Genomic DNA, 13,777 nt, shown 5'->3' with positions numbered 1-13,777 from the left:
AATAGTCACTCTTTATGCCTCCTTCATATTCTGTTATAAAAAAAATTAGAGATTGTTTTCATCAGCTCATCTAACCCCCCTTTTCATTTAATAACAATTATTTCAAATCCTCTAGAATTTCACATTGATTTATTCCACAATATGGCCCGTTAGCCATCCATGAATCGCAAAAATCGGCGATTCACCACAAAGAATGAAAATGGTTAGGAAGTGTCAATACTGATACTGACCTTAATCCAGTCAACCCTAACCTATAGACTAATTATTTAACGCTCTCCTCTTAAACGATTGAGCAGGGTTTTCTTAAGTATTGTCATTTTTCATTTTTAAAGAAACTTATTTTCATGGTAGTTCATTAAGAAAAGCGATTCTTATTAAAGAATCACGCCCGTTTGTTGAATAACATATTCAATTTCTACCAAAGAATTAACCTAATTATGATAGGCTTCTCTGTTATTGGTCTAAATGCGGTTTTATTCTTATAAATCATATAAAATGAATGTACGATCTTGTCTTACTTATTTATTTTCCAATTTAATGTGAGGAGCTCCTACTTACTATAAATTGCAAATCATTTCCTTAATTTCATCACGTTTTTGAATAGTTGTATCGTTTTCACTTGGGAAAATTGCTGTGGCACCACCGTCATTTTCAACATCAACTAGTAAATCGTCTAAAAAATTCGAAAGTGGCATGTTGAACGCTTCGTATGACTCATCTAAATTGGCAGCCTTCATTTCAGCAAAGCTTCGGCTTGGCCAAACAGGTAGTAAAAATGGATAGTCTCCATCATCCTCTAATAGTAATAAGTCGCCATTTTTTTCGCGTAGTAACCACACCTGTTCATCCGTTGCAACCATACCATAAAAATATGCAAGTCGCTTTTCAGCAGGACGGTTTAAAATAAATCGTTTAATTAATTTCATTTAGGTCATTCCTTTACGATAATTATTTAAAAATATACCAAATAAAATAGAGAGTTACTACATTTATTTAATTCCCAAGCATCGTTAATTGCATGATACATTCTGACTTATACAATTGAAGAACAAGTCATGATGAATGAATCCAAATTCAACTTAACTTCAGATCAAAATAAATATCCAGTTTTATTTTAAGATATTATTCAATTATTTGGCCCAATTGTTGAACAAAGTTCAAACGCACTCTTGAACTATCCTGCACCTTCGTATTATAAGGTCAGCCAGATATTTCTGGTTGAACAGTTTTTATATCGATATATGTTAACGGTAGCTGGGGTAGAACGTTCCTGCCCGTGGGGCTTAGCCCCCGTCAACTAAACAGTTCGCCCCCTACTTGCTTAAACTTGATTTGGCTGGTTGGGACCAAGATCTCGTATAACAAGCGAAGCTATGATACTGCAGGGTTACCGGCAATAATATGTTTTTGGAGGAGATAAAAAAGGAATCCAGTGGTTGGTCTGGATGTAGCGAAAGGTGAAAGTCAGGTTCAAGCGTTCTTGGATAAAAAGAAGCCTTATAAAAAACGAGGGATACAACTCTTAAATCTCTTAAATCTTCGTAATCTTTCAAGACAACATAATCGCATCCAAAAAGTGTTAGAGGGCGCAAATATTAAGCTAGGTTCTGTGGTTTCAGACATTATGGGTGTTTCAACTGGAGACCTGCTTAACGCAATTGCCGAATGTGAAGAAAATTCTGAAAAACTAGCAAACTTTGCTCGACGCACAATGAAAAAGAAGAAAGATGAACTAGAACTAGCCCTTAAAGGTTAGTTATATCAATTCGCATCAACGCCTCATGTTAATAACCATTTTAAAGCATATTGATTTTTTAACAGAGCAAATCGAGATGCTCGACCAATAGGTCGAGTTTGCCAATAGTGCAACGATGATGATTGTAATGATTTCCTTTGCTGCTATTGGATTGTATGGATTTGTAGGTGCTTTCTTCTCTTTTATGACACTGTTCTTTACAGAATCTACCGCCCCAGCCGGCATTGCAACTGTTAATGCATTTGCGAGTTTAGGAGGCTTTTTGGGCCCGATGATATTCGGACAGTTAGCCCTTTCAAACGGAATGTTCGTAATTGGTGCATTAGCGATTCTTGCTTGTGCGGTTATCCTATCGCTGAAACAAAAAGGATTAAATGTCGTAAGTGGAAAAGTGGATATAGAGAAAAATGCCATTAATCAGTAATACGGGGCGAACTGTAATCGTGACAGCAGCAACGCAAGGGAAGCAGATTTGAGATCGACAACATTACGCTGTTGCTACCAAGACCCCAATTACGAAATTGCTATTGTAAATTAAGATACAGAATTTAATGTGGATATTGACTAAATCAATAGGAATAGTTTTGAAATTCTACCAAAACATTCGAGATTAAAAGGACCACGACGTTGAGACAATGAACTCCAAAAGTCGTCCCCTAATATTGAATAGCCTTTGCTCCCTAAAGCAAAGGCTATTTTTTTGACGAATTTGTTAATCGAAATCTTCCACAACGATAGAGGCACTAATAGGATACGGCAAGCGCAAGACGTTTGTTGACTTGAATTTGAAGGAGATAGTCTTGAATCCCTCTTTTTTTAAATATTCGGTAATGGCTTCTTCTACTTCTTTGCTATCCAACTGAATTTCTTTAATTAATTCCATATCTCCGTAGCCTCCTCAGGCAAATTTAAAGTAGTCCTACACAAAAAACAATTCTAATTTCACTACAACTCGTCTCGGCAACATGAATTATACTTGAATGCTTCATACCCCCCTTGTATCTGTCACTATAATGTCGTTCTCTTTTCTATAATGTTTTTTACAAGACTTTCATTTCATTAGAATACTCCTTACCTATATAGAATACCCCACCTTAAAGGTGGGGCTTGGGTCATGATATTAGAAAATCTTTTTACGTTTTTAATAAATTACAATGCTTCTTTTTAAAATATCTGGGTTTGAGGCAAACTTGTTCGATGGCTGCATAGTCTTTTTTATAGCTGTCTACTTGACAGAGGTAAGTCCATCTTCATTCAGAAAGTAGTCTTTTTTAAATTTTTGTTCAAAAACGATGTTTCCGTTTATAATAGTCATTCCTACTTTGGCCTCTAAAATTTCCTTCTCTGGTACTTCGAATAAATTTCTATCTAACACTATAATATCTGCAAGTTTACCAACTTCTAATGTGCCAAGCTCTTTCTCTCTAAACGCTCCATACGCTGGACCATACGTATAAGCCTTTATAGCATCTGAAAGCGAAATTCGTTCATCTATATTCCATACATTTTCCTGAGAATCCATACTACAAGATCTTGTTACAGCACCATATATTTCCAACAAAGGATTCAGTGGCACAATTGGAAAGTCGCTACCAAATGCTAATTTCGCTCCAGCATTTTTCAGAGTATTCACCGCAGCAGTAAATTCATTTCTTTCTTCCCCTAATCGGGAATTAAACAGCTCTTTTACCTCTTCCCCTCCAACAAAATGAAAAGGTTGCATTGAAGCAATGACACCTAGTTGTTGAAAACGACTAATATCGTCTGGGTGAATGGTTTCAATATGCTCAATAGTATGTCGGGAGTCTCTTACACCATTTATTTTCTTTGCATCTTCAAATGCATCTAGCGCTAAGCGAACACTTCCATCACCAATTGCATGGAATCGAATTCTAAAACCTTCATGATCAGCTTCTAATACCCACTCTTTTATCAATTCCGGTGGAAAAGCTGTACTTCCTCTTGTTTCAGGTTTGTCCGAATAAGGTTCTAGTAAAAAAGCTGTGTATCCAGAAATAACTCCATCGATAAATTGTTTTAGTCCGGAAAATTGCAGCATCTCCGATCTATAAGCCTCTCTCAACTGTTTAGCGCGTGTTATATCACCGTTTAAAGCTGGAAAAATATGAATTCGAGCTGTTAATTCTCCTGTATCCTCTAATTCTTTAAATAATTCATAATCATCAATGATATCACTAAATGGAGCATACAGATCATTTACTGATGTAACACCCAACTCAGCAGCCATCTGAAGGAAATTTTTAACCATTTGTGCCTTCGTTTCTCGTGAAAAATCATATGCACCTTTCAAAACTAAATCCACTGCATTCTCGTAGAGTATTCCTGTCAATTCACCATTCTCATCCTTAGCAATTTCACCAAATGACGGATTTGGAGTATCGCTATTAATCCCCATTATTTCCAGAGCATTACTGTTTACCCAAGCATAATGACCTTCTGCATGGCTTAGAATAACTGGTCTATCTGGAAGCATACGATCTAGTGAAGAAACAGACGGTAACTGTTTATTTTTCCAATTTCCATGAAACCAAGAATGGCCTATAATCCAAGGAGCCTCAGGTCTTGTCTCAGCAAATTGACGAACCATTTCTGCAGCCTCTTCTTCAGATTTCGCATCTATTAAACTAATACTATCCATCTGTATACTTCCAGCCATAATGTGTAAATGAAAATCATGAAATCCAGGCATAATTAATTGATCTTCGAAGGAATATACTTTTGTATCCTTTCCTATATAAATATCAATCTCCTCATTAGATCCTATCGCTATAATTTTATTGTTTACTATTGCAATCGAAGCTGACTCAGGTTCATTGGTGAGTCCTGTAAAAACTGCATTACTCGAAACAACAATATCTGCTTTTTTAGTATTCATCATTCTTTCCTCCAATTAAAATGTTTTATTCTGTATATTCAGATAAATATATAGCTAGTTCAGTTTGAAATTTCTTTTGTACTTTTATAATCGATTTGTTTAAGTTGATTTAATCTATGAAACTCTCTATACATAAAATAAATAGCTATTGAAAATGCGAGTATGTCTGCAACGGGAATTGAGTACCATACACCATTTACCCCAAATAATTTTGGAAGAATATAGAACAATGGTATCAAAAAAAGAAAAGATCTCCCTATCGCTATAAAGGTTGCTTTTGTAGTTTGTTCAATTGATTGAAAGTAACATGATATAAATAAGACGATTGCTGCAAGAGGGAAAGTTACGTTAAACACTCTAGTTGACCATACACCAAGTTTTTGAAAAGCTGGGTCTCCACCGGTAAAAAAATTAACTATTGAATCAGTAAAGAAATATATTAATAAGGTTAAAAATAAAGTAATTATGAAAGTGAATTTCATTCCTAATGAAGTAATTTTATTTACTCGTTCATAAAGTTTAGCACCGTAATTATAACTAATTAATGGTTGAATCCCAGTCGTTATTCCTATAACTACAAACATAAGAAAATTGGTTATATATACATTTTGTATTGTAAAAGCAGATACATGTAACTCACCCCCTAACGAAACTAATAAATTATTAATAAAAATAATAGAGATAAACATAGTTATTTGAATTGAGAATGTTGGAAAACCTGTAGCACTTACTTCTTTAAGAGTATTCAACTTGATTCTAATATCTTTAAGTTTAGGTTTTAATAAAGACTTACTAAATATAAAATAAAGTATCAACAGACTTGGAACCGCTGGACCGATACTTCCAGCCCAAGCAGAAGCTGCTACCCCAAAATGGAATTTATGATAAAGTATTAGTTCAATAATGGCAGCTAAAATTCCACCACCTAGCCAACTTATCATACTTAGTGCAGGGCGATCATCAAGAATAGTAAGAATACCAAGAATAAGTGCTAAGACTTGAAAAGGAAAAGCAATCCAAATGTATTCCCCAAATTGCATTGCAAATGGTAGTGTCATATCATTCGCCCCAAAAAAACGCATAATGGATTCATTATTGATATAACCTAGTATGCCTATAACCGTCGACAAAATAACACCAAACCATATTAATTGACCTGCTATACCTCTTGCTTCCTCAACTTTTCCTGCCCCTAATCTTAGAGCAGCAACAGCCCCGGTACCAACTCCAATAAACGTACCTATAGCACGAGAAAGGACTAGAATTGTTATACCAATACCAACACCTGCCATTTTTTCTGGTCCCAACTGACCTAGGATATTCCCATCTATAAATGAAGGTAATACCAAAAAAACGTTACCTAAAATAGCGAAAGTAATATAACGATAAAATAAACTACTAATGTTTTTGCTACCTAATTCCCTATTTTCAAGTACTTTAGGATCTTGATCTTGAACACCTATTGTTTCCATTTTACCCCTCCAACCATCCGTATATTTTACTTGAAGAATCAGGCTTACTGTTTATTTTTCTAATTTAGAGTAACTGATTGGATGTTACCAAAAAGTATCGCCATTTTATATATTTCCATTTTTGCATTCTTAGCTACCTTCTTTACGACAGATAAATATTCGCAATCGTTGGATACCGCATTTCCTTTATTGTAGTTTCATTAAACCCCCAAGCTCTAATCCATTCACCTTTTGGGGTTTCCAACGATTTTATCTTAAGCTCATTCAACAAAGCTGCAACAGAGTCGATGTGACTTTCTTTACAACTGATATTCAACTGAAACCCCCCATATAAAACCAGGTGTGTGTGAGAATCAATAAATCCAGGAAGAAGGGATTTGCCTGCTAAGTTAATGACTTCAGTCTTCTCCCCAATGAAATTCTTCATTTCTAAATTTGAACCGATCCCAATTATTCGATTATCCTTTATTGCTTCAGATTCTACTATTGAGTTTAGTCTGACTTATGTAATAACTTCACCATTGATAAATACTAGATTTGCATTCATAAAAACACCATCCTTTTTTCATTTTTATACAAACTATGAAATATTAAATTTTCAGTGATTGTTCTTCTTGATAGATAATTTCACCATCAATAATAGTTGTTTCTACTATTAAATCTTTAATTTGGTTTGGGTTGACACTTAAAATGCTGTCATTTAATATAACTAGATCCGCCAACTTTCCTACCTCTATGCTTCCTTTTATCTCTTCTTCAAAACTCGCATAAGCACCATTCCAGGTGTATAGTTTAATAGCTTCCAATACGCTTATAGATTGATCAGCACCAAACTCCATTCCAGACTGGCTTTTTCTATTGACAGCAACATGAATCCCTAATAAAGGATTATAGTCAGTAACTGGCGCGTCCGATCCACCTGCTGCCATGATGCCACAATCAATAAAATCACGAACAGCGTACATGTGATTAACACGATCACCATAGTGTTGGACATATATCTCTCCGAATTCATATGGAAATGGGGGATTTGGAATAGGAACCATCTCGAGTTTTTTCATTCTCTCTTGTAAATCTGGTGAAGAAATTCCCGCGTGCTCAATCCGATGACGATGGTTTTTTCTTGGTGATTCCTCCAACGCCTTTTCTACACAATTTAAATACATTTCAATGGCTTTATCACCTTGTGCATGTACAGTGATTTGATAGCCTTTTTTATGTGCTTCACCTAAAACCTGGTAGATTTCTTCCTCACTATAATAAAGAATGCCATAATTGTTAGAGTCACTGGTGTACGACTCACGGGTTGCAATTGTAGGCCCGGTGCTACTTCCATCTGTAAACAATTTAACTGGTCCAACTTTGAATCTCTCATCTCCGGTACCAGTTAGTACACCAGCTTCGACCATTTTCTTAACAAATTCATGGGAATTATTTACCTGACATATCATTGCATATATTCGGACACGAATATCCTTACTCTTCACAGCTTGTTGAAGTAAACGGTAACTCTCAGGACCATTTCCACCTGCCTCATGTATACTTGTAATGCCCGCTGCAACGAAATGATCTGATGCAATTTTCACAGCCTTCATCAGTTCACTTTCTGTATAACTCGCAACCTCGTTCATACCCATATTTGCTGCTTCAATTAACTTTCCTGTAAGCCTTCCTGTCTGGTTCTTTTCAATAACTCCCCCATTAGGATCCGGTGTGTTCTCGTTAATTTGCGCAATTGCTAATGCTTTGCTGTTCACCACGCTTATATGGTTGCAAGTCCGGGATACAATAATGGGGTGTTCAACTGAAATTTCATCCAGCTCAGCGATTGTTGGATAGCGCTTTTCCTTCACAGCGGTTTCATTAAAGCCCCAAGCACGTATCCATTCACCTTTAGGAGTTTCTAAGGCTTTCTTTTTCAGGTCATCTAACAAAGCCTCGATAGAATCGATATGTTCAGCTTTACAACTTACCGCCAACTGATTCACCCCATAAAAAATGAGGTGAATATGAGAATCAATGAATCCAGGAAGAAGAGTTTTTCCTTGCAGGTCAATTACATCCGTTTTTTCTCCTATAAAACTCTTAACCTCCTGATTTGAACCAACAACCGCGATACGATTATCTTTTATTGCTACAGCTTCGACTACTGTATTCTTTTGGTCTACTGTAATAACTTCTCCATTTATCAATACAACATCAGCTTTCATAAACTCATCCCTTTCGTAATTACTCTTTTAGAGTGATCAGTTCAGTATTAAAAGCTATATCTCTCAGCATGCTATTTCTTTATCAATAATTAGTTAAAGTTGAGATAAACATTCTTTTATTGTTTTAACAATAAAAGTAAAGTCTTCTTCTGTGATGCTTAATGGAGGAGAAAGCTGCAAAATATTATTGTAACCTGCAACAGTGTCACCATTTTTACCAATAATTAAACCTTTTTCTTTACAAGCATTGATGACTTTTTTTACCTTTTTCAATAACTTTTTCCGTTTTCTAGCGTAACGAGTTTAGCTAATTCATCCCAGTTTTCAACTAATAATTGTTGATAGCGAAATAGAATACGAGCACGTCGAGGTACAGCGCCTTCCTCCATGTTTTGAATGCTTAATTAGCAGTTGTAACAGCTCTATCTAAATCTTTTCTAGTCGAAAGCGGTACACGAGCAATGATCTCTCCTGTTGCTGGATTTGGTACATCTTCAACTTGTTTACTTGTGGATTCTATCCATTGTCCGCCAATATAATTTTTCAACGTTTGTACATTTTTCGGTACTGCCATGGTGAAACCTCCTATTTTTAGATAACCGCCGTATGTATTTATTGCACCTTTTAAGGAAAGCGCATTCATCAGACGGTATGTAAATTTTATTCACTTTAATTTCACTACATTTCGTCAACATCTAGTATAAATATTGACAACAGGAGCAGTCATCTGCTTAGCATTTACCCACTCCCCATTTCAAATTATTTCAGTTTGATCTCATGGTTCATTTTATAATTCTTTTTCAAAAATACTGGACAATCCCATTCACAGACAAGGTCCTTAGCCAAGGAAACGACCCAGTCCTTTGTAATATGATACTTTTCTCCATCAACAGTAATAAACACTTCACCGTCTGTCACAAAGAAAACTTCCTGTTCTTCTAAATGCCACGTTCCTTTATCCGGTTCACCTACCCATGGTTCCCACGTGTCAATACCTAGTTGTTGTGCTTCTTCTGCCGTAAGTTTTTTCGCAAAAAACATGATGATCCTCTCTCTTTCTTATAGGTAATTTTGAAGGAATAGGTTTTATAAACGTACTGTCTTAACATTTGTATCATTTAAACGTTTGAACTCTTTTTTCATAAAGTATATGGCAATGAGAAGGCCTGGAATTTCTGCAGCAGGAGCTGCGTACCATATACCTTCTACACCCCAGAATTTCGGGAAAATAAATAGAAACGGGAACATGAACAACAGCATTTTGCTAACACTAATAAACGTTGCGGTCCAGTTTCTCTCTTGTGCTTCGAAATAACCGGAGATAAGCAAGCTGACTGCATTAAGCGTAAACAAAGAATTGAATACAACTGTCGTCCAAATCCCCAGTTTCTGCAATTCAGGATTACCAACGGAAAAAAATGACACAATTGGATCTGCAAAAATGATTAGTATAGCTGTCACTATCATAAAGAAGGCAACCGTAAAAATGAGTCCCATCTTAATTGCTTGTTTAACACGATCAAGGTTGCATGCACCGTAATTATAACTAATGATCGGTTGAAGTCCTGTCATCCCACCGAGCGCTGCTAAGGCGAGCATATTTGTAATGTAACCGTTTTGAATCGTGAAAGCGGCAACGTGCAGCCCACCACCGTAGCTTTGCAGCATGTTGTTGAAGAAAATAATGGCAAAAAACATCATGAACAGACTCGAGAAAGATGCAAAGCCCGTCCAAGCCACTTCACCGATGGACTTGAGATTAATCATCATATCTTTCATTTTTGGCTTAAGTTTTGTTTTACCAAACCAGAAATAAAAAATCAGGAAAACAGGAATCGATTGCGAAATCGTATTGGCCCATGAGGAACCCATCATCCCCATCTCATACTTCGTTACCATAATCCATTCTGTAATCCCACCAACAACTGCTGCGACTAACCAACAGTTCATTGATAATACAGGTTTTTCATCGATATTTGTCAAAACACTTAATACAACGGCCAATATCGTTAATGGCAATGAAATCCAGAGTAGTCGGCTATATTTCACCGCATATGGAAGCGCTTCATCACTTGCTCCGAATAAGGTCATAATTTGATTTTCAAATACCACTCCAAATACAGCTAGCAAAATGGAGAAGAAAAGAGTAAACCATAATGTTTGTCCCATAATACCTCTAGCTTCCTCGATTTTCCCTTTACCAAGTCGAAGTGAAATGACCGCTCCGGCTCCCACACCCAAAAGAACGCCAAGCATACGGGTAATAACCATTACCGTAAATCCAATACCAATCCCTTCGACTTCCCGCTCCTGAAAGCCACTGACGAAATAGCCATCGACAACCGCTGCAATCCCTAGAATCGCATTAGCCATAATTCCTGCCAAAGCAAATCGTAAATATAGTAACGGAATACTTTTGGTTCCCAGCACTGAATTATACGCTGGCTTATTCATTACATCTACTTGCTCTTTCTTCGATGACGGACCGTTGCCTGCTATTTCCATGAGCATGTCCCCCTATAAATAATTGATGTAAGTTAAGCTCAATTAATTCGCATACCAACCTACAGGCTTGGCATGCTGGTGGATATTGATTTGCTTCGTTTCCATAAAGTGCTCCAGCCCAGCAGCACCTAGCGCTCGGCCGATTCCACTTTGCTTATATCCTCCCCATGGACCTTCAACATAAGCGAGATGATAACTATTAATCCAAGTAATTCCCGCACGCAATTTACTAATGACACGTTTTGCTCGATCCATATCTTCAGTAAATACAGCACCTGCTAATCCATAAATGGAATCATTCGCTTTTTGGATGGCATCTTCCTCATTTATAAATTTCTGTACAACAAGGACAGGACCAAAGATCTCTTCCTTAACAATACGCATATTCGCATTTACGTCAGCAAAGATCGTTGGCGCAATAAAAAATCCTCGATCAAGCCCATTTTCTGTTAAGCGCTTACCACCACAAACTAATTTTGCACCCTCTTCGATTCCGCTCTTGATGTAATGCAAAACTTCATTCATATGAGACTCGTTTGTGAGGGCTCCCATTTCAATGTTTTCGCTTTCCCCGTTGCCAACTACAATTTTGCTTGCACGCTCGGCCAATCTTTCAACAAACTTATCGTAAATCGACTCCTGTACAAGCAAACGAGATGCAGCTGAACAAACTTGCCCAGCATTGTGGAAAATACCAAACATCGCATTCTCGACTGCAGTTTCAAAATCCACATCGTCGAACACAATAAGTGGAGATTTACCACCCAGTTCAAGTGTGATTTTTTTCATATTGCCCGCAGCTGCGCGCATAATGCTTTGGCCTGTTTTTGTTCCGCCGGTAAAGGCAACTTTGTCAACATCATGGCTCTCGGCAAGCTCATTCCCAACTTTTGATCCAGGTCCCAATACCAAGTTTGCCACTCCGGCTGGAAGTCCAATCTCTTCGATAATTTCAAATAATTTGAATACGCTTACAGGAGTGACCTCAGCAGGCTTAAGTACAATTGTATTTCCTCCGGCGAGTGCAGGAGCAATTTGCCAAACAGCTAACATAAGCGGGAAGTTCCAAGGTACAATAAGTCCACAAACACCAATCGGTTCATGAATAATAATTGTTTCCGAAGAATCAGCACGAGTGTAAGATTCCTTTTTCATGCTTTTGATCAAGTCAGCATAATATCGGAAGCATTGAATCGATACCGGAATATCCGCATAAGTGGTTGCGCGAATAACCTTACCGTTATTTGCAGTTTCTAAACGTGCAATTTCAGCTGCCTTCTCTTCAAGACGGTCTGCAATCTTATAGAGATAGTCAGCTCTTTCATTAGCTGATAAATTCGACCAGATCCCGCTGTCAAACGCTTTACGAGCCGCCTTGATTGCAATCTTCGTATCGTCTGCTGATCCATCAGCAGACGTTGCGATCATCTCTCCGGTTGCAGGATTGATAATGTTTCGTCTAGCACCGGATATCGCTTCTACCCATTTCCCGTCAATGAACATGTTAATTTTCATAAACAAGTCTCCTTTACGCAATAATATCTTTCAGTTTGAAACCAATATGTGCTAGATTTACCAGCATAGTTTTCTGATTATAGAACGGGAATGATTTGAGGCGTTCCTTTTCAAATCGATAACCACCTGCACTCCCCGTAACGATCCATTGTGCCAATAACTTACCAAACAATGTCGAGAGGGAAGCGCCGTGGCCCGTATAACCCGTTGCGAAATATGCTCCTTCTTTGGATCTGCCGATGACCGGGAACGTATCAATTGTAACCCCGATAAAACCACCCCAACGGAAATCAATCTTGCTTCCTGCTAGTTTTGGCATTATTTTAGCCATGGCATCGTAAACACTTTGATAAACGGTATCGCCTAAGTTTGGACGAATATCGCCACCGCCAAATACGATCCGATTATCTGGTGTACGTCGGAAATAGTAAAGGAAATTGCTTGTATCAAAAACCATGCGATCTTTAGGAATGACGGTACTCAACAGTGATTCTGGAAGCTGTTCAGTAGCGATAATACGTGCCGATATTGGCAGTACGCCTTTGTTCAATTCATTCATGATTTTTCCGGAGTAACCATCTGTAGCGACAATAATGTCTTTCGCAGTAACAGTACCTTTTTCTGTTACAACTTTCACACTGTTTTGACCGTACTCAATAGATAGTGCTTTCGAATGCTCAAAGATTTTTGCACCAATCGATTTAGCTGCTTCTCCCAAACCAATTGCATAGTTCAGTGGCTGGAACGAGTAACTCGAGTTGTCGACTAAGCAGCCATAATAAAGTGGGGAATCAATCTCTTGATGCAACTGACTTCGATCTAGCACGCTTGATTCGTACCCGAAATTTTTGTTTAAGTATTCGCTTTCATGTTTCAATCCTTCAAAATGCTTGACTTTGTAAGCCGCCACAATGTGACCTGTCTTTCTAAAGTTACAGTTGATTTGATGCTCGTCAATGATTTTTTTAACCAGTTCAACACTAAACAGGGAGAGATCGTTAAGCTGTCTCGCCTCGTCGACACCATACTTTTTGGCAAGCTCCTGCACCGTTGGCTTATAGCCTGGCAATACCATCCCGCCGTTACGACCGCTGGCGCCATATCCGATCGTTTCTTGCTCAAGGACAATGACACTCTTCCCTAATTTTTGCAAATGATAAGCAGAAGAAAGACCTGTGAAACCTGCGCCAATAATGACAACATCCGCCTCTTCATTTCCTTCAAGAAGCTTTTCTTTTTCATAGCTGTTTGCAGTCGCTGCCCACAATGAGAGAGCATCCATTCGATCCATCTTATCCATAGCTAGTTCTTCTCCTTTTGTGACATGTATGCTATAATACAGTCAAATTTTTTTCGCAATATTCACACTTATTTAGCCCATCATATGATTAGGAGTTTCCTCCATGTCAATAGCCATTTGAGA

11 protein-coding genes and 3 pseudogenes are annotated in these 13,777 nt (G+C 37.6%); 2 read left to right on the top strand and 12 right to left on the bottom strand.

Annotation, left to right across the window (positions count from 1 at the left end; genetic code table 11):
• Positions 1-557: 557 nt before the first annotated feature.
• Positions 558-926, bottom strand: coding sequence for a DUF2750 domain-containing protein (locus NYE65_RS23165; RefSeq protein WP_340861807.1), 369 nt, complete (start codon positions 924-926; stop codon positions 558-560).
• Between the two features lie 506 nt (positions 927-1,432).
• Here NYE65_RS23165 and NYE65_RS23160 point away from each other — a divergent pair.
• On the top strand, positions 1,433-1,756 hold the full coding sequence (locus tag NYE65_RS23160; RefSeq protein WP_340861806.1) for a hypothetical protein: 324 nt from the start codon (positions 1,433-1,435) through the stop codon (positions 1,754-1,756).
• Between the two features lie 127 nt (positions 1,757-1,883).
• Positions 1,884-2,180 (top strand): hypothetical protein, encoded by a 297-nt coding sequence (locus tag NYE65_RS23155; protein WP_340861805.1) that lies wholly within the window; start codon positions 1,884-1,886, stop codon positions 2,178-2,180.
• 288 nt (positions 2,181-2,468) lie between these two features.
• Here the strand turns inward: NYE65_RS23155 and NYE65_RS23150 are convergent, their stop codons facing one another.
• The 11 genes and pseudogenes from NYE65_RS23150 to NYE65_RS23100 form a co-directional block, all read right to left on the bottom strand.
• A complete protein-coding gene (locus NYE65_RS23150; RefSeq protein ID WP_340861804.1) occupies positions 2,469-2,639 on the bottom strand; it encodes a hypothetical protein in 171 nt (56 codons plus the stop codon).
• Between the two features lie 342 nt (positions 2,640-2,981).
• On the bottom strand, positions 2,982-4,652 hold the full coding sequence (locus NYE65_RS23145; protein ID WP_340861803.1) for an amidohydrolase: 1,671 nt from the start codon (positions 4,650-4,652) through the stop codon (positions 2,982-2,984).
• 59 nt (positions 4,653-4,711) lie between these two features.
• Positions 4,712-6,124 (bottom strand): MATE family efflux transporter, encoded by a 1,413-nt coding sequence (locus NYE65_RS23140; protein ID WP_340861802.1) that lies wholly within the window; start codon positions 6,122-6,124, stop codon positions 4,712-4,714.
• A 154-nt stretch (positions 6,125-6,278) separates the two neighbouring features.
• Positions 6,279-6,611 (bottom strand): annotated as a pseudogene (locus NYE65_RS23135) (amidohydrolase family protein); the annotation flags it as partial.
• Between the two features lie 103 nt (positions 6,612-6,714).
• A complete protein-coding gene (locus NYE65_RS23130) occupies positions 6,715-8,334 on the bottom strand; it encodes an amidohydrolase (protein ID WP_340861801.1) in 1,620 nt (539 codons plus the stop codon).
• 93 nt (positions 8,335-8,427) lie between these two features.
• Positions 8,428-8,601: pseudogene (locus tag NYE65_RS23125) on the bottom strand (aspartate aminotransferase family protein); the annotation flags it as partial.
• Between the two features lie 5 nt (positions 8,602-8,606).
• A pseudogene (locus NYE65_RS23120) lies at positions 8,607-8,908 on the bottom strand (aldehyde dehydrogenase family protein); the annotation flags it as partial.
• Between the two features lie 185 nt (positions 8,909-9,093).
• A complete protein-coding gene (locus tag NYE65_RS23115; protein WP_340861800.1) occupies positions 9,094-9,375 on the bottom strand; it encodes a cupin domain-containing protein in 282 nt (93 codons plus the stop codon).
• A gap of 45 nt (positions 9,376-9,420) precedes the next feature.
• Positions 9,421-10,839 carry an MATE family efflux transporter gene (locus tag NYE65_RS23110; protein WP_340861799.1) on the bottom strand — a complete coding sequence of 473 codons (1,419 nt, stop codon included), beginning with the start codon at positions 10,837-10,839 and terminating at the stop codon, positions 9,421-9,423.
• Positions 10,840-10,881: 42 nt separating this feature from the next.
• Complete coding sequence (locus tag NYE65_RS23105) at positions 10,882-12,354, bottom strand: aldehyde dehydrogenase family protein (protein WP_340861798.1); 1,473 nt, start codon at positions 12,352-12,354, stop codon at positions 10,882-10,884.
• A 13-nt stretch (positions 12,355-12,367) separates the two neighbouring features.
• A complete protein-coding gene (locus NYE65_RS23100; RefSeq protein WP_340861797.1) occupies positions 12,368-13,654 on the bottom strand; it encodes an NAD(P)/FAD-dependent oxidoreductase in 1,287 nt (428 codons plus the stop codon).
• Positions 13,655-13,777 lie beyond the last annotated feature (123 nt).

This window comes from Peribacillus sp. FSL R5-0717, assembly GCF_038002945.1.
Lineage (GTDB): Bacteria > Bacillota > Bacilli > Bacillales > DSM-1321 > Peribacillus > Peribacillus frigoritolerans.
This window is presented reverse-complemented; position numbering and strand designations above follow the sequence as displayed.